The sequence below is a fragment of the Pseudomonas sp. NCHU5216 genome (assembly GCF_052156495.1).
Lineage (GTDB): Bacteria > Pseudomonadota > Gammaproteobacteria > Pseudomonadales > Pseudomonadaceae > Aquipseudomonas.
Map to the genome: position 1 here is coordinate 149553 of NZ_JBQLIX010000003.1, position 16683 is coordinate 166235.

Here is a 16683-nt window from a genome sequence, read left to right on the forward strand (position 1 = left end):
TCTAACTCCACATGCTGGTCTGAGCCGCCGGGCGGCGGATGACCTACAGATGGGGCCAGTACGATGGATTTCAAGGGCTTAGGGTCTGTTGCCGTTTCGCACACCACTCGCGGCGAAACGGCAACAGAGTGCCGCTAAGGCTCCAACAGCTCCAGGCGGCCGATCTCGTCCGGCGCGAAGCTGAAGCTGGCCTGCCCGCCGCCGCTGCCCATCTGCTGACTGAGACGAATGCTGCCGTCGCTGTCGATGCCGACGAAGCGCCCCTCCACCGTACCGCCATTGGCCCGCACCAGGCGCATGCGCAGATTACGGTACAGCTCCGGGCTTCGCTGCAGACGCGCCAGACTGAAGCGCTCACGACGATCCAGCGGCCGGCTGACTCGGGGTTCCTCGACGACCTGGGGTCTCTCGGCCACCGGCTGGGCATTGGTCGCCGGCAAGGGTGGGAAGTGATCGGCCTCGACCACCCAGCCCTGCGCGCCCTTGTTCAGCGTGACCGGCAAACGCTCGAGCCGCGTACCGACCTGTGCCTCGATCTCCAGCTCCAGGCGTTCCCCCTTGAAACTGAAGGTCGGCAGCCTGGACAGCTCCACCGCCTCGGTGGCGAAGCGTCGCTGCAAGTAGTCACGGAGCACGTAGGCGATGGTGTCACGCGAATCGAAACGGCGATCCACCCGACCGTCACGGTAGCGCAGGCGATCCGTGTACAGCTCCACGCGGCCGCTCAGGCTGGTCTTGAAACGCGGCGGCAGCACCAGATGAAAGTCACCGATCAGGCGGTTCGGCGCCTCTGGGCGCAGATCCAGGTGCAGGGTATAACCACGAGCGAGGCGGCGTGCCTCGGGCAGATCCTGCTCCGGCAGCAGCCAGCTCAGTTCCACCTCCGGCAGCGTGCCTGTGTCTTGTGGCAGCACATCGACGCGCACCGGGCCGCTGACCGGCTGCGGCAGGCGAATGGTCAGTTCGCGCAAGGCGAAGAAATCCATACCCTCGCGCAGCCGCAGCACACCCTCGATCAACTCGCCCTGTTGCGGCTGGAACGGCAAACCGTTGAGTTTGCCCCGCAAATCGATGGCCAATTCGCGCGGCGCCTGTACCTCGGGCTGCAACCAGTCCAGACGCAAGATGGCCGCGAGCCGGTCAGCATCCTTGCTGGCCAACAGCGTCATGCCCACCACCAGCGGGATGATGCCCAGCCCCACAAGCATCAGGGCGCTACGCGCCTTGGCCCAGTGCCGCAGGATATACAGCAGCGTCAGCGGTGGGATCAGGCTGCCCCAGCCCCACAGCAAGCTGGTGGAGAAAGCCCGCATGACCAGCCAAACCAGGCCTGCCAGGATCAACAGCAAGCCCCCGATAATCAGTAACGCATCCATCCAGCAATTCCTTGTATTCTATAGCCTGCGCAGGCAGAGCGCATCATCGCAGCAAGCTGCCCTGCGACCAGGCACCACGATAATGGCCGCCCCCTGGGTAATCCACCGAGAAGTCGATGATTTCAGCAATTCTCTGGGCTCCACCCGCTCACGGCGAGCGCCCTCAACCTTGGATGGGGCCAGCGCCGGGAACTTCGTTGTATTCGGGTGGCTCCAAGGACTGCGTATGGGCCTTGCCCCGCACCATAACTCTCAGACATGGAGTGCTATCGTGAAAAAACATCTGACTTACGCCCTGCTGCTTGCCACCGCCCTGGGTCTGGCCGCCTGCGAGAAGACCCCGGAAGACAAGATGGAGTCGGCCAAGGAGTCAGCCTCCGAAGCCATGGAGAACCTCGGCGATGCTGCCAAGGAGAGCGGCGAGGCCATCGAGCAGAAAACCAACGAAGCCCTGGGTAACGAGCCCACCACTGGCGAGAAGATTCAGAACGCAGCCGATGACGCAGCAGACGCCGTCGAAGATGCCGGCGACGAAGCCAAGGATGCCGTTGACGGCAATTGATCGCCCTATCAAGCATGCAACGAGGCCCGCTTTCAGACTGTGTGAAAACTACTGCGCTCGGTCATGCTGCGTTAAAAAACGACTCAAAATGCTCATTTACAACTCGTAAACTGCGCTTTTTCGCCGTTTTTTGCCTTGCCTGACCTTCGCTCGCTACGTTTTCACACGGTCTGCTTTGCGGGCCTCTTTCGTTTCATAGCGCCGGGCTGAGCATCAGCAGCAGGCTGCAGGCCAAACCGACGATCCATACCAGGCTGCGCTGCCAGTGCAGATCCCACCAGTACAGCAGCAGATAGAGCACGCGGCTGGCCACGAAGGTGATCGCCAGCACATCCACCAGTAGCCCATTGGTCTGACTGACGTGAGCCATCAGCACCCCGGCGACGAACAGCGGAAAGGCCTCGAAACTGTTCAGATGCGCTGCCAGGGCACGCGCGCCGAAGCCGGTCAGGCGTGCCTGCTGAGCGCGCGGATGATGGTTGTCGTAGCGACCACTCCCCTCCTCGGCCATGGCCTTGGCCACCGGCGCCTTGGCGATGAAGATCAGCAAGGCGCTGATGAAGATGCACCAGAACGGTATCGTCATTCGCTTTTCTCCTTGGCCGCCTCGGCGGCCGGCGTAGGGGTGTAGACCATCACTTCCAGCACGTCCGAGTGAAATTCTCGGTGATACAGCACCAGCACCACACCGGTGGTGACCAGCATGAAGAACCAGGGGTTGATGAACCAGGCCAGATTGGCCATGCCGAAATAGTAGGCACGCAAGCCGAAGTTGAACTGGTTGGCGGCCATGGAAATCACCCGTGCAGCCCGTTCGGCGAAAGCCCTGCGCTCCGGCTCGGTGACGTGCCGCTCACCCACCATGGGCGCCGAGCCCACCAGCACCGCAGCGAAGTTGTACTGGCGCATGCACCAACTGAAGGTGAAGAAGGCGTAGACGAAGATGATCCCCAGGCACAAGAGCTTGATCTCGGACAGGCCACGGCTGACCGGCTGCACGAAGGGAATGTCTGCCAGCAACGACAGGGCGCGGTCGGAGGCGCCCAGCACGGTGAGAATACCGGCGAGGATGATCAGCGTGCTGGAGGCGAAGAACGAGGCGTTACGCTCCAGGTTGCCGATCACGTTGGCATCGGCGATGCGGTTCTCGCGTAGCAGCATGCGCCGCATCCAGTCCTCGCGATAGAGGTGCAGAACACTGGCCAGGCAAGGTGTGGTACGGCCCTTCCAGGAGGCATAGCGGGTATAGCCGACCCAGCACAGAACGAACCAGAGCGCGGCGAGAAAATGGGGAACAAGCGTGTTGCTGATGGGCATGCCAACTCCTTGTATGACTGCCGCGAATTATAGCCGGAGCGCAAGCTTGCTGGTTCGACAAAAGGCAAAGAGAAACGCCGCGATTTCGCGGCGTTTCGTCGATTCAGGCGGCGCTGGTCTGCCGGCTGCCAAGGATGCGGTCGAGCAAGGCGACCACTACCAGGGTGACCAGCACCGGCACCAGCCAGCCCAGGCTCTGCCCGGCCAGCGGCAACTGGCCGAACCAGGCCGGCACATGCTCAGCAAAGGCCGATGCGGCCAGGCCGTCGGCCACACCGAAGATCAGCGTCACCGCCATCACCGGCACGAACACCAGCGTCTGCGAACACCACAGACGGTTGGCCAGGCTCAGGGCGATCAGCACGATGGCCAGCGGATACAAGCCCACCAGCACCGGGATGGAGAAGCTGATCAGCTGGGTCAGTCCCTGGTTCGCCACGAGCAGGCTGAACAGACCGAAAACGACCACCACCAGGCGATAGGAAACCGGCAGCAGCTTGCTGAAGAACTCGCCACAGGCCGTCAGCAGCCCCACCGCCGTGGTCATGCAGGCCAGGGTGATGACCACGGCCAGCAGCAGATTGCCAGTGGTGCCGAAGGTGTGATTGACGTAGGTGGTCAGCACCTGCACGCCGTTCTCCGCGTCACCGGCTATGCCCTGGCTGGTGGCGCCGAGGTAGAACAGCGCCAGATACACCAGCGACAGACCAATGGCCGCGATCACCCCGGCGATCATCGAGTAGCGCGTCACCAGAGCACTGTCGCTGACACCGCGATCACGAATGGCGCTGGCGATGACGATACCGAACACCAGCGCGCCCAGGGTATCCATGGTCAGGTAACCCTGCAGGAAGCCTTGCACCAGCGGCGCTTCGCGATAGCTGGCGCTGACCACGCCGATCTCGCCGGCCGGCGCGAACAGTGCCGCACCGCCGAGCACCAGCAAGGCGCTGAGCAGCACCGGGGTGATGAATTTGCCGATGCGATCCACCAGGCGCCCTGGATTGAGGGAAAGGAACAGCACCACGGCAAAGTAAGCCAGGGTGTAGAGCGCCAGAGGCAGCGCCTCGTCACCCGTGAAAGGTGCCACGCCCATCTCGAAAGACACCACGGCGGTGCGCGGGGTGGCGAACAGCGGGCCGATGGCCAGGTACACGGCGACCGCCAGCAGCGAGCCGGCCACCTTGCCCAGCGGCGCGGTCAGGTTGTCCATGCCACCGCCGACACGAGCCAGCGCCACCACGGTGAGCAACGGCAGGCCCACGCCCGTCAGCAGAAAGCCCAGGGCGGCAGGCAGCAGATTGGCCCCTGCGGCCAATCCGGCGCTGGGCGGGAAGATGATGTTGCCGGCGCCAAGAAACAGCGCAAAAGTCATGAAACCAAGGGCCAGGACATCCAGGCCTTTCAAACGAGTCATAGAGAGAAATACCACAGGCAGGAATTCAGAAAGTCGCGCAGGTTTCCTTCAGGGATCAAGGGAAACGTCGCTCGAGCGTTTGGCTCGAACCACTGGGAGCGTCGCCCGGCGCTTGTGGCGCCACGGACAGGGTTAGCAGGCCATGGTAACGAAAACGGCCCTACAGCAGCTGAGGATGGGGCAAAGCTGTCGAAGTGCCGTAACTCGCTGTCGCATGCGTGATAGTTGCAGAGCTCCACATACGGCTGCCCTGCCCCATGTACCTTCCCCAGCCTCATGGTCTGGCAGCTCGCGCAAAATGAAAAAGGCCACCCGAAGGTGGCCTCTCTCGATCCGCCAAGAACGCTTAGGCGTTCTTGACTTCCCAGCCGGTCAGCTCGGCCAGGGCCTTGCCGATGTCAGCCAGGGAACGCACGGTTTTCACACCGGCGTCCTGCAGGGCGGCGAACTTCTCGTCCGCAGTGCCTTTGCCGCCGGAGATGATGGCGCCAGCGTGGCCCATACGCTTGCCGGGCGGAGCGGTCACACCAGCGATGTAGGAAACTACAGGCTTGGTGACGTTGGCCTTGATGAAGGCCGCCGCTTCTTCCTCGGCCGAACCACCGATTTCACCGATCATGACGATGGCTTCGGTTTTCGGGTCTTCCTGGAACAGCTTGAGGATGTCGATGAAGTTGGAACCCGGGATGGGGTCACCGCCGATGCCCACGCAGGTGGACTGGCCGAAGCCGGCGTCGGTGGTCTGCTTCACGGCTTCATAGGTCAGGGTGCCGGAACGGGACACGATGCCGACTTTGCCTGGCAGGTGGATGTGACCCGGCATGATGCCGATCTTGCACTCGCCGGGAGTGATCACGCCCGGGCAGTTCGGGCCGATCAGGCGTACGCCCAGCTCGTCGCACTTGACCTTGGCTTCCAGCATGTCGATGGTCGGAATGCCTTCGGTGATGCACACGATCAGCTTGATGCCGCCGTTGGCCGCTTCCAGGATCGAGTCCTTGCAGAACGGAGCCGGAACGTAGATCACCGACGCTTCAGCGCCAGTGGCTTCAACGGCTTCCTTGACGGTGTTGAACACCGGCAGGCCCAGGTGAGTGGAACCGCCCTTGCCGGGGGTCACGCCGCCAACCATCTTGGTGCCGTAGGCGATGGCTTGTTCGCTGTGGAAGGTGCCCTGCGAGCCGGTGAAGCCCTGGCAGATGACCTTGGTGTCTTTGTTGATCAGGATGCTCATTACTTACCCTCCGCGGCCTTGACGACCTGCTGGGCAGCGTCGGTCAGGCTGGTTGCCGCGATGATGTTCAGACCGCTTTCGGCCAGGACCTTGGCGCCCAGCTCAGCGTTGTTGCCTTCCAGACGGACGACGACCGGGACTTTCACGCCGACTTCTTTCACGGCGCCGATGATGCCTTCGGCAATCATGTCGCAACGCACGATGCCGCCGAAGATGTTCACCAGAACGGCAGCCACGTTGCTGTCGGACAGGATGATCTTGAACGCTTCGGTCACGCGCTCCTTGGTCGCACCGCCGCCAACGTCGAGGAAGTTGGCCGGCTTGCCGCCGTGCAGGTTGACGATGTCCATGGTGCCCATGGCCAGGCCAGCACCGTTGACCATGCAGCCGATGTTGCCTTCCAGCGCGACGTAGTTCAGCTCCCACTTCTGCGCATGGGCTTCACGAGCGTCGTCCTGGGACGGGTCGTGCATGGCGCGCAGCTTGGGCTGACGGTACATGGCGTTGGAGTCGATGTTGATCTTGGCGTCCAGGCAGTGCAGGTTGCCGTCGGCCTTGATCACCAGCGGGTTCACTTCCAGCAGGGCCAGGTCGTAGTCCTGGAACAGCTTGGCCAGGTTGACGAAGATGTGGGTGAACTGCTTGATCTGATCACCTTCCAGGCCCAGCTGGAACGCCAGCTCGCGACCCTGGTAGGGCTGAGCGCCAACCAGCGGATCGATGGTGGCCTTGAGGATCTTCTCAGGGGTTTCGTGAGCCACTTTCTCGATGTCCACGCCACCTTCGGTGGAGGCCATGAACACGATGCGACGGCTGGAACGATCGACGACCGCGCCCAGGTACAGTTCCTTGGCGATGTCGGTGCAGGATTCGACCAGGATTTTGCTGACCGGCTGACCATTGGCGTCAGTCTGGTAGGTCACCAGACGCTTGCCCAGCCAGTTGGCGGCGAACGCCTTGGCGTCGTCCTTGCTCTTGACCAGCTTTACGCCACCGGCCTTGCCGCGGCCACCAGCGTGGACCTGAGCCTTGACGACCCACTCGCTGCCGCCGATTTTTTCGCAGGCCTCTGCGGCTTCTTCCGGGGTGTCCACCGCGAAGCCCTTGGATACAGGCAGGCCGTATTCAGCGAACAGCTGCTTACCCTGATACTCGTGAAGATTCATGCTTGTCTACCGTCTTCGTTTAGGTATTGCGCATTCGGCGCTGTACTTGTGATACCGCGCCACCTGTGACTGCCTAAGCAGTCCGCCGGGCATTCCGCAACAGGTTGAGCAACCGGCTGCGGGCCTTCCGACGTGGTTCTGCATTGCAGGGCCGACAGGATGACGGGGCGAAAAGCCTCATCTGTCGATGACCCTGCACGAAACTCGAAGTGGCCGAACCTGTCGGCCACTGTCACGCTTAGCGCTTCTTGCGGTTGGCGATATGGATGGCGCCACCGTTCACTGCCAGGGCGGCTTCGTGCAGCGCCTCGGACAGGGTCGGGTGGGAGAAGACCATCATGCCCAGGTCTTCGGCACTGGTGCCGAATTCCATGCCGATCGCGCCCTGCTGTACCAGCTCGGCCGCGCTCGGGCCGATCACGTGAACGCCCAGCACGCGGTCGGTGTTGGCATCGGCGATGACCTTGACCAGACCGGTGGTGTCGTTGGCCGCCATGGCACGACCACTGGCCGCGAACGGGAAGGTACCGATGTTGATGGCCACGCCCTCGCCTTTCAGTTGCTGCTCGGTCTTGCCGACCCAGGCGATTTCCGGGTGGGTGTAGATCACCGACGGGATCAGATCGTAGTTGATCTGTGCCTTGTGACCGGCGATGCGCTCAGCCACCATCACGCCCTCTTCCGAGGCCTTGTGCGCGAGCATGGCGCCACGCACCACGTCACCGATGGCGTAGACGCCCGGAACGCTGGTTTCGCACTGGTCGTTGACGTAGATGTAACCACGCTCGTCCAGATCCACACCGCTGTCGGCAGCCAGCAGATCGGTGGTCACCGGGCGACGGCCCACGGCCACGATCAGCTTGTCGAACACCATCTTCTGTTCGCCATTGGCGTCGGTGAAGGTGACGGTCACCTGCTTCTTCTTGACTTCGGTAGCGGTCACACGAGCGCCCAGGCGGATGTCCAGGCCCTGCTTGGTCAGGGTCTTCTGGGCTTCCTTGGCGATCTGCTCGTCGGCAGCGGCAAGGAACTTGTCCATGGCTTCCAGTACGGTGACTTCCGAGCCCAGGCGAGCCCATACCGAGCCCAGCTCCAGACCGATGACGCCAGCGCCGATCACGCCCAGCTTCTTCGGTACGGCCTGGAATTCCAGGGCGCCGGTGGAGTCGACGATCACGTCCTGGTCGACCGGGGCCGGCGGGATCTCGACCGGCTTGGAACCGGAAGCGATGATCACGTGGGCGCCTTCGACCACCTGGGTCTTGCCGTCGGTGCCGGTGACTTCCACCTGCTTGCCGGCCAGCAGCTTGCCGTGGCCTTCCAGCAGGGTCACGCCGTTAGCCTTGAACAGCGCGCCGATGCCGCCGGTCAGGTTCTTAACGATGGTGGCCTTGCGCCCGATCATCGCCGGCACGTCAATGCTCACGCCTTTGGCTTCGATACCGTGAACGGCAAAGCCTTCTTTCGCTTCGTGGTACTTCCAGGAGCTGTCCAGCAGCGCCTTGGAGGGGATGCAGCCGACGTTCAGGCAGGTACCACCGAGGGCGATCTTGCCGTCCTTGCCCTGATACTTCTCGATGCAGGCGGTCTTCAGACCAAGTTGTGCAGCCTTGATGGCCGCTACGTAGCCACCTGGGCCAGCGCCGATGACTACCACGTCGAATTTCTGGGTCATAACTTTCTCCTAAGCCTCAAGCGTCAAGCGGCAAGCCACAAGTCGAAGCTGAGCAACTTGCAGCTTGGAACTTGCAGCTTGCCGCTGATTTTTAGATGTCCAGCAGCAGGCGAGCCGGATCTTCGAGCAGGTTCTTGATGGTCACCAGGAAGGTCACGGCTTCCTTACCATCGATCAGGCGATGGTCGTAAGACAGCGCCAGGTACATCATCGGACGGATCACCACCTGACCGTTGATCGCCATGGGACGCTGAATGATGTTGTGCATACCCAGGATGGCGGCCTGCGGCGGGTTGACGATCGGGGTCGACATCATCGAACCGAAAGTACCACCATTGGTGATGGTGAAGGTGCCGCCGGTCATTTCTTCGATGGACAGCTTGCCGTCACGGGCCTTCTTGCCGAAGGTGGCGATGCCGTTCTCGATCTCGGCCAGGCTCATCAGCTCAGCGTTGCGCAGTACCGGCACCACCAGGCCACGGTCGCTGGACACGGCGACGCCGACATCGGCATAACCATGGTAAACGATGTCGTTGCCGTCGATGGAGGCGTTGACCGCCGGGAAGCGCTTCAGCGCCTCGGTGCAAGCCTTGACGAAGAACGACATGAAGCCCAGGCGCACGCCATTGTGGGACTTCTCGAACAGCTCCTTGTACTTCGAGCGCAGGGCCATGACTTCGGTCATGTCCACTTCGTTGAAGGTGGTCAGCATGGCCATGGAGGACTGAGCCTCGACCAGACGCTCGGCGATCTTGGCGCGTAGGCGGGTCATCGGCACACGCTTCTCGGTGCGATCGCCAGTGGCGACTACCGGAGCGGCGGCAGCGGCCGGGGCAGCAGCAGGCTTGGCGGCAGCGGCCGGGGCCTTCTTCTTCGCTTCGACGGCGGCGACCACGTCTTCCTTGGTCACGCGGCCACCCTTACCGGTGCCGGCGATGCTGTTCGGGTCGATGCCGTTCTCTTCGGCCAGCTTGCGCGCGGCCGGCGAGAGGATGGCGTCGTCACCGGAAGCGGCAGCCGGAGCGGCCTCTGCAGCCGGCTCGGCGGCCTTGCTCGACTCCTCCGATTTGGCCGCCGGAGCGGAAGCGCCAGCCTCACCTTCGTTGAGCTTGCCCAGCAGCTCGTTGGAGAGAACGGTGTCGCCTTCGTTCTTGATGATCTCGGCCAGAACGCCGTCGGCCTCGGCCAGGACTTCGATCACCACCTTGTCGGTTTCGATGTCGACGATCAGCTCATCACGTTTGACCGCATCACCCGGCTTCTTGTGCCAGGTAGCGACGGTGCCGTCGGCAACCGATTCCGGGAAGGTTGGGGCTTTGATCTCGATAGCCATTGTGTGTGTTTCCTTAAATTCGGTTTGGCCGGGAGGTGGCACCTGCCACCTCCCGGATGAAGGCGTTAAACAGTAAAGGCGTCCTGCAGCAGTTTTTCCTGCTGCTCGGCGTGCATCGACGCGTAACCGCAAGCGGGGGCTGCCGAAGCGTCACGGCCGGCGTACTCGAGGAACAGGGTTCTCTTGTGCGCGGTGATGACACGACGCATATGGTGCTGGCTGCAGTACCAGGCGCCCTGGTTCATGGGCTCTTCCTGGCACCAGACCACGTGCTTGAGGTTCTTGTACGGCGCCAGGGCCTCGGTCAGATCTTCTTCCGGGAACGGATAGAGCTGCTCGATACGCACGATGGCGATGTCTTCGCGACCTTCGGCACGACGCTTCTCCAGCAGGTCGTAATAGACCTTGCCGCTGCACAGCACCATGCGCTCGACCTTCTTCGGATCCAGTGCATCGATCTCGCCGATCACGGTCTGGAAGGAGCCTTCGGCCAGTTCTTCCAGGGTCGACACGGCCAGCTTGTGACGCAGCAACGACTTCGGCGTGAGCACCACCAGCGGCTTGCGCAGCGGGCGGATCACCTGGCGACGCAGCATGTGGTAGACCTGAGCCGGCGTGGTCGGTACGCAGACCTGCATGTTGTGCTCGGCGCACAGTTGCAGGTAACGCTCCAGGCGCGCCGAGCTGTGCTCGGGGCCCTGGCCTTCATAGCCATGCGGCAGCAGCATGGTCAGGCCACAGAGACGGCCCCACTTGGTTTCACCGCTGGAGATGAACTGGTCGAACACCACCTGAGCGCCGTTGGCGAAGTCACCGAACTGGGCTTCCCAGATCACCAGCGCATTCGGCGTGGTGGTGGCATAACCGTACTCGAACGCCAGTACCGCTTCCTCGGAGAGGTAGGAATCGTACAGCTCGAACTTGGGCTGACCGTCGTACAGATTCTTCAGCGGAACGTAGGCGGCAGCGTCCTTCTGGTTATGCAGCACCGCGTGACGGTGCGAGAAGGTGCCACGGCCGATGTCCTGGCCGGTCATGCGGATCGGATGGCCCTCGAACAGCAGGGTGGCGTAAGCCATGGTCTCGGCGAAGCCCCAGTTGATCGGCAGGCCACCGGCGCCCATCTTCTGACGATCTTCGAGAATCTTCGAGACCTGACGCTGCACCACGAAGCCTTCTGGTATCTCCAGCAGCTTGGCGGACAGATCCTGCAGGGTCTTGAGGTCGAAACGGGTGTCGTGACGCGCGGTCCAGGCATGGCCCAGGTAGGGGCGCCAGTCGACGAACAGCTCCTTGTTCGGCTCCTTGACCAGGCTCTTGACCACATGCTGGCCGTTGTCCAGCGCAGTACGGTAGTCGTCGACCTTGGCCTGAACCTCTTCACTGGTCTGAACGCCAGCGCTGACCAGGGCCTCGGCATACAGCTCACGGGTGGTGCGCTGCTTGGCGATCTGCTGGTACATCAGCGGCTGGGTGCCGCTCGGCTCGTCGGCCTCGTTGTGGCCACGGCGGCGGTAGCAGACCAGGTCGATGACCACGTCACGCTTGTACTGCATGCGGTAGTCGACCGCCAACTGGGTGACGAACACCACGGCTTCCGGGTCGTCGCCGTTCACATGGAAGATCGGCGCCTGGATCATCTTGGCCACGTCGGTGGCGTACTCGGTGGAGCGCGCGTCCAGCGGGCTGCTGGTGGTGAAGCCGACCTGGTTGTTGATCACGATGTGGATGGTGCCGCCCGTCTTGTAACCACGGGTCTGCGACATCTGGAAGGTCTCCATGACCACGCCCTGCCCTGCGAAAGCGGCATCACCGTGAATGGAGATCGGCAGTACCTTGTCGCCAGTGGCGTCGCTGCGACGATCCTGACGGGCACGCACAGAACCCTCGACCACCGGAGAAACGATCTCCAGGTGCGAGGGGTTGAACGCCAGCGCCAGGTGCACTTCGCCGCCCTGGGTCATGACGTTGGAGGAGAAGCCCTGGTGGTACTTCACGTCACCGGAGGACAGGCCTTCGGTCTTCTTGCCCTCGAACTCGTCGAACAGATCACGCGGGTTCTTGCCCAGGGTGTTGACCAGCACGTTGAGGCGGCCACGGTGGGCCATGCCGATGACGATTTCCTTGGTGCCATAGGAGCCTGAGCGCTGGATGATCTCATCCATCATCGGGATCAGGCTTTCACCGCCTTCGAGGCCGAAACGCTTGGTGCCCGGGTACTTGGTGCCCAGGTACTTCTCCAGGCCTTCGGCAGCGGTCACGCGCTCGAGGATGTGGCCGCGCAGCTCGGGCGAGAACTGCGGACGACCGCGCACGCTCTCCAGACGCTGGGCGAACCAGTTGCGCTGGCCGGAATCGACGATGTGGGTGAACTCGGCACCGATGGTGCGACAATATGTCTGCTGCAGCGCATCGCGAATTTCGCGTAGCGTTGCTTCTTCCTTGCCGATGTACAGCTCGCCGGTGCGGAAGGTGGTGTCCAGATCGGCGTCGGTCAGACCATAGTGATTGATCGACAGGTCGGAGGGCGCAGTGCGCTCCCACAGCCCCAGCGGGTCGAGCTGAGCTGCCTGATGACCACGCATGCGATAGGCCTGGATCAGGCGCAGCACTTCCACCTGCTTCTTTTCGTGCTCGCTGCTCACAGCCCCGGCGGAAACCGGCTGAGCACGGCGCGAATTCTTGGCGAGCAGAACGAAATGATCACGGATGGTCGAGTGCGATACGTCCGTGGTACCGCTGCCATCGGTCGGCAGTTTCTGGAAGTAAGTGCGCCACTCTTCTGGCACAGCGTTGGGATCGTGCAGGTAGAGCTCATAGAGCTCTTCCACGTAGGCAGCGTTACCACCGGATAGGTGGGCGCTTTCCCACATGCGCTGCATCACGCTTTCTTGCATGCTTGGTCACCCTCGGTAAGGGGACACCACCGGCGTGAATACCGCATGGCTCCAATCAAAGTCATGTTGCTGCGACTCGGATAAAGCCACTTGGGTTCCCGCAGATAGTCCGGGTACCAGCCCGGATGCCCCTGCTGGTCGTCATGTTTTTCAAATGTGAATCACGGCTTTTTGGGCTGTGATTCCGGCTTTTGCTGCAATACCGGCCGAAGCCGGTACTGCAGGTGCTACGGGTACAGCGATTTGCGCATCAGGTGCCGCTCTGCAGCAGCATGTTACGCACGTGACCGATGGCCTTGGTCGGGTTCAGGCCCTTGGGGCACACGTTCACGCAGTTCATGATGCCACGGCAGCGGAACACGCTGAACGGATCATCCAGCGACGCCAGACGGTCAGCGGTCTTGGTGTCACGGCTGTCGGCCAGGAAACGATAGGCCTGCAGCAGCGCAGCGGGACCGAGGAACTTGTCCGGGTTCCACCAGAACGACGGGCAGCTGGTGGAGCAGCACGCGCACAGAATGCACTCGTACAGCCCATCGAGCTTCTCGCGGTCTTCCGGGCTCTGCAGACGCTCGATGGCCGGAGCCGGAGTATCGTTCTGCAGGAACGGCTGCACCTTCTCGTACTGCTTGTAGAAGATGCTCATATCGACGACCAGGTCACGAATCACCGGCAGGCCCGGCAGCGGACGAATCACCAGCTTGCCGCCCTTGAGGCCAGCAGCGGAGATCGGCGTGATACAGGCCAGGCCGTTCTTGCCGTTGATGTTCATGCCGTCGGAGCCGCACACGCCTTCGCGGCAGGAGCGACGATAGGAGAACCCCTCGTCCTGCTCCTTGATCAGCGCCAGCACGTCGAGAACCATGATGTCCTTGCCGCCGGTATCAACCTGGAAGTCCTGCATGAAGGGCGCAGCGTCCTTCTCCGGGTTGTAGCGATAAACACTGACTTGCAACATATCGGTCACCCTTAATAAGTCCGAACCTTGGGTTCAAATGCCGGAACGGTCTTCGGCGCGAAGTTCACGTCACGCTTGGCTACGCGCTTCTCGCCCGGGAAGTAGAGCGAATGGCACAGCCAGTTCTGATCGTCGCGCTCCTCGAAGTCTTCGCGAGCGTGCGCACCGCGGGACTCTTTGCGAGCCTCGGCAGCCACAGCAGTCGCTTCGGCGACTTCGAGCAGGTTTTGCAGTTCCAGCGCCTCGATACGCGCAGTGTTGAACGCCTGGCTCTTGTCGGAGATCTTCACCTTGGCGATACGCTCGCGCAGGTCGGCCAGTTGTTGGATGCCCTTCTGCATGTACTCGCCAGTGCGGAACACGCCGAAGTAGTTTTGCATGCACTGTTGCAGCTCACGCTTGAGCGGAGCCACTTCTTCACCGGTGCTGCGCTCGTTGACGCCAGCCAGGCGAGCGAGCGACTGCTCGATGTCGGTTTCGCTGGCACCACGGACTTCCACGCCTTCTTTCAGCGCTTTTTCCAGGTGCAGGCCAGCGGCGCGACCGAACACCACCAGGTCGAGCAGCGAGTTGCCGCCCAGGCGGTTGGCACCGTGCACCGATACGCAGGCCACTTCGCCCACGGCGAACAGGCCTTCGATGATGGTGTCCTTGCCGCTGGCATCCTGAGTGATGGCCTGGCCATGAATGTTGGTGGCAACGCCGCCCATCATGTAGTGGCAGGTCGGGATGACCGGAATCGGCGCGACCACCGGGTCGACGTGCGCGAAGGTCTTGGACAGTTCGCAGATGCCCGGCAGGCGGCTGTGCAGCACTTCTTCACCGAGGTGATCGAGCTTGAGCAGTACGTGATCCTTGTTCGGGCCAACACCGTTGCCGGCGATGACTTCCTTGACCATGGAGCGGGCAACCACGTCACGGCCGGCCAGGTCTTTGGCGTTCGGCGCGTAACGCTCCATGAAGCGCTCACCATGGGCGTTGATCAGGTAACCACCCTCACCACGGCAACCTTCGGTGACCAGTACACCAGCGCCGGCGATGCCGGTCGGGTGGAACTGCCACATCTCGATGTCCTGCACCGGCACGCCGGCACGCAGGGCCATGCCCACGCCGTCACCGGTGTTGATCAGGGCGTTGGTGGTGGAGGCGTAGATACGACCGGCACCGCCAGTGGCCAGAACCACGGCCTTGGAGCGGATGTAGACGGTTTCGCCGGTCTCGATGCAGATGGCGATGATGCCGACGATGGCGCCGTCCTGGTTCTTCACCAGGTCAACGGCGTACCACTCATTGAGGAACGAGGTGCCAGCCTTCAGGTTGGCCTGGTACAGGGTGTGCAGCAGCGCGTGACCGGTACGGTCGGCAGCGGCGCAGGTACGGGCAGCCTGAGTCGGATTGTCCGGCCCCTTGGACTGACCACCGAACGGACGCTGATAGATGCGGCCCTGTTCGGTACGGGAGAACGGCAGGCCCATGTGCTCGAGCTCGAACACGGCTTCCGGGCCAACGGAGCACATGTATTCGATGGCGTCCTGGTCACCGATGTAGTCGGAGCCCTTGACGGTGTCGTACATGTGCCAGCGCCAATCGTCGTTCGGGTCGGCCGAAGCGATGGCGCAGGTGATGCCACCCTGAGCGGAAACGGTGTGCGAACGAGTCGGGAACACCTTGGTGACCACGGCAGTCTTGTGACCGCCCTGAGCCAGTTGCAGCGCAGCACGCATGCCGGCGCCGCCGCCACCTACGATGATGGCGTCATAGGAAAGAGTACGGATGCTAGCCATGAATCAGAAACCCCACAGAATCTGCACGCCCCAGACGAAAAACGCGAACATGGCGATGCCACACGCGGCCTGGAACAGGAAACGCACCACGGTCGCCGACTTGCCCAGCGCCATCGGCGTCAGGTAGTCAGTGGAGATGGTCCACATGCCAACCCAGGCGTGCACGCTCAGTGCAACCAGTGCCAGCAGGCTGAAGATGCGCATTGCGGTATGCGAGAACAGGCCGTGCCATTCGGCGTAACCCATGCCCGGATTGCAGATCACATAGCCCAGCAAAAACAGCGTATAAGCCGCGAGAACGACTGCAGAAACGCGCTGCGCCATCCAGTCATAGAGGCCCGAACGCGAGAAATTCGTGACGTTAGTTACCATATCCACACCCCCAGCAGCACGATCACGATCGCCGCGACGGCGATGACGATTTTCGAGCCCAGCTTGCCGCCTTCCAGCGTCTCACCGATGCCCATGTCCATGATCAGATGGCGCACACCGGCCACCAGGTGGTACAGCAGAGCGGACAACAGACCCCAGATCACGAACTTGGCCAGCGGGCTGGTCAGGCATTCCTTCACCTGGGCGAAGCCCTCTTCGGAGGTCAGCGACTTGTCGAGGCCGAACAGCAGAATGGCGATACCGACGAAGAGGATGACACCGGAGATACGGTGAAGAATGGACGTGTAAGCGGTGATCGGGAGCTTGATAGTCCTAAGGTCTAGGTTTACAGGTCGTTGGCTATTCACGGCTTTTTATCACACTGAGAGCCCCTAACTATCAGGGCAAAGTTGTTGGGAAGTGCACTGGTCAGGTACCCATCACCCAAGGAGTGACGACCGCCATTATATGGCCCTAAAGCCCCTGACGGTCGGGCGCAGAGTATAGACAGTTAGCAGACTAATGACAATGCAATGCCCTCCCCCAAAAAGCGCATTGCAGCCTTCGTACAAATGGCGTAAATAGCCCGCTT

Annotated in this window: 14 protein-coding genes; 1 reads left to right on the forward strand and 13 read right to left on the reverse strand. The window is 62.1% G+C overall.

Annotated features, from left to right (window positions below; translation table 11 throughout):
- Positions 1-134 precede the first annotated feature (134 nt).
- Positions 135-1376: an MFS transporter gene (locus ACSVIK_RS03780; protein WP_442443039.1), complete on the reverse strand. Its 1242-nt coding sequence runs from the start codon at positions 1374-1376 to the stop codon at positions 135-137.
- Between the two features lie 271 nt (positions 1377-1647).
- On the opposite strand from ACSVIK_RS03780, the gene ACSVIK_RS03785 reads away from it, so the two are divergent.
- Positions 1648-1938: a hypothetical protein gene (locus tag ACSVIK_RS03785; protein WP_442443040.1), complete on the forward strand. Its 291-nt coding sequence runs from the start codon at positions 1648-1650 to the stop codon at positions 1936-1938.
- 193 nt (positions 1939-2131) lie between these two features.
- On the opposite strand, the gene ACSVIK_RS03790 is transcribed toward ACSVIK_RS03785, so the two are convergent.
- The 12 genes from ACSVIK_RS03790 to sdhC all read right to left on the reverse strand — a co-directional run bounded on the left by ACSVIK_RS03790 (position 2132) and on the right by sdhC (position 16459).
- Positions 2132-2524 (reverse strand): MAPEG family protein, encoded by a 393-nt coding sequence (locus tag ACSVIK_RS03790; protein ID WP_442443041.1) that lies wholly within the window; start codon positions 2522-2524, stop codon positions 2132-2134.
- Positions 2521-3255: a DUF599 domain-containing protein gene (locus ACSVIK_RS03795; RefSeq protein ID WP_442443042.1), complete on the reverse strand. Its 735-nt coding sequence runs from the start codon at positions 3253-3255 to the stop codon at positions 2521-2523. The genes ACSVIK_RS03790 and ACSVIK_RS03795 overlap by 4 nt, the downstream gene beginning before the upstream one ends.
- 103 nt (positions 3256-3358) lie before the next feature.
- Positions 3359-4672 carry a branched-chain amino acid transport system II carrier protein gene (brnQ, locus tag ACSVIK_RS03800; RefSeq protein ID WP_442443043.1) on the reverse strand — a complete coding sequence of 438 codons (1314 nt, stop codon included), beginning with the start codon at positions 4670-4672 and terminating at the stop codon, positions 3359-3361.
- Positions 4673-5018: 346 nt separating this feature from the next.
- On the reverse strand, positions 5019-5906 hold the full coding sequence (gene sucD, locus ACSVIK_RS03805) for a succinate--CoA ligase subunit alpha (protein ID WP_003240843.1): 888 nt from the start codon (positions 5904-5906) through the stop codon (positions 5019-5021).
- Positions 5906-7072 (reverse strand): ADP-forming succinate--CoA ligase subunit beta, encoded by a 1167-nt coding sequence (gene sucC / locus ACSVIK_RS03810; protein WP_268177728.1) that lies wholly within the window; start codon positions 7070-7072, stop codon positions 5906-5908. Before sucC ends, sucD begins: the two co-directional genes overlap by 1 nt.
- 238 nt (positions 7073-7310) lie before the next feature.
- Positions 7311-8747 carry a dihydrolipoyl dehydrogenase gene (lpdA, locus tag ACSVIK_RS03815; RefSeq protein WP_442443044.1) on the reverse strand — a complete coding sequence of 479 codons (1437 nt, stop codon included), beginning with the start codon at positions 8745-8747 and terminating at the stop codon, positions 7311-7313.
- A 91-nt stretch (positions 8748-8838) separates the two neighbouring features.
- Positions 8839-10080: a 2-oxoglutarate dehydrogenase complex dihydrolipoyllysine-residue succinyltransferase gene (odhB, locus tag ACSVIK_RS03820; protein WP_442443045.1), complete on the reverse strand. Its 1242-nt coding sequence runs from the start codon at positions 10078-10080 to the stop codon at positions 8839-8841.
- A 65-nt stretch (positions 10081-10145) separates the two neighbouring features.
- Positions 10146-12977 carry a 2-oxoglutarate dehydrogenase E1 component gene (locus ACSVIK_RS03825; protein WP_442443046.1) on the reverse strand — a complete coding sequence of 944 codons (2832 nt, stop codon included), beginning with the start codon at positions 12975-12977 and terminating at the stop codon, positions 10146-10148.
- 250 nt (positions 12978-13227) lie between these two features.
- Positions 13228-13935: a succinate dehydrogenase iron-sulfur subunit gene (locus ACSVIK_RS03830; protein WP_442443047.1), complete on the reverse strand. Its 708-nt coding sequence runs from the start codon at positions 13933-13935 to the stop codon at positions 13228-13230.
- Between the two features lie 11 nt (positions 13936-13946).
- Positions 13947-15719, reverse strand: coding sequence for a succinate dehydrogenase flavoprotein subunit (sdhA, locus tag ACSVIK_RS03835; protein ID WP_442443048.1), 1773 nt, complete (start codon positions 15717-15719; stop codon positions 13947-13949).
- A 3-nt stretch (positions 15720-15722) separates the two neighbouring features.
- A complete protein-coding gene (gene sdhD / locus ACSVIK_RS03840) occupies positions 15723-16091 on the reverse strand; it encodes a succinate dehydrogenase, hydrophobic membrane anchor protein (protein WP_442443049.1) in 369 nt (122 codons plus the stop codon).
- Positions 16085-16459 (reverse strand): succinate dehydrogenase, cytochrome b556 subunit, encoded by a 375-nt coding sequence (gene sdhC / locus ACSVIK_RS03845; protein WP_003240853.1) that lies wholly within the window; start codon positions 16457-16459, stop codon positions 16085-16087. Before sdhC ends, sdhD begins: the two co-directional genes overlap by 7 nt.
- Between the last annotated feature and the right edge of the window lie 224 nt (positions 16460-16683).

Excerpts from the sequence above, each read along its gene's own strand:
- ACSVIK_RS03780 (WP_442443039.1), bottom strand. The coding sequence starts at position 1,376 with ATGGATGCGTTACTGATTATCGGGGGCTTGCTGTTGATCCTGGCAGGC.
- ACSVIK_RS03790 (WP_442443041.1), bottom strand. The coding sequence starts at position 2,524 with ATGACGATACCGTTCTGGTGCATCTTCATCAGCGCCTTGCTGATCTTC.
- ACSVIK_RS03795 (WP_442443042.1), bottom strand. The coding sequence starts at position 3,255 with ATGCCCATCAGCAACACGCTTGTTCCCCATTTTCTCGCCGCGCTCTGG.
- brnQ (WP_442443043.1), bottom strand. The coding sequence starts at position 4,672 with ATGACTCGTTTGAAAGGCCTGGATGTCCTGGCCCTTGGTTTCATGACT.
- sucD (WP_003240843.1), bottom strand. The coding sequence starts at position 5,906 with ATGAGCATCCTGATCAACAAAGACACCAAGGTCATCTGCCAGGGCTTC.
- sucC (WP_268177728.1), bottom strand. The coding sequence starts at position 7,072 with ATGAATCTTCACGAGTATCAGGGTAAGCAGCTGTTCGCTGAATACGGC.
- lpdA (WP_442443044.1), bottom strand. The coding sequence starts at position 8,747 with ATGACCCAGAAATTCGACGTGGTAGTCATCGGCGCTGGCCCAGGTGGC.
- odhB (WP_442443045.1), bottom strand. The coding sequence starts at position 10,080 with ATGGCTATCGAGATCAAAGCCCCAACCTTCCCGGAATCGGTTGCCGAC.
- ACSVIK_RS03825 (WP_442443046.1), bottom strand. The coding sequence starts at position 12,977 with ATGCAAGAAAGCGTGATGCAGCGCATGTGGGAAAGCGCCCACCTATCC.
- ACSVIK_RS03830 (WP_442443047.1), bottom strand. The coding sequence starts at position 13,935 with ATGTTGCAAGTCAGTGTTTATCGCTACAACCCGGAGAAGGACGCTGCG.
- sdhA (WP_442443048.1), bottom strand. The coding sequence starts at position 15,719 with ATGGCTAGCATCCGTACTCTTTCCTATGACGCCATCATCGTAGGTGGC.
- sdhD (WP_442443049.1), bottom strand. The coding sequence starts at position 16,091 with ATGGTAACTAACGTCACGAATTTCTCGCGTTCGGGCCTCTATGACTGG.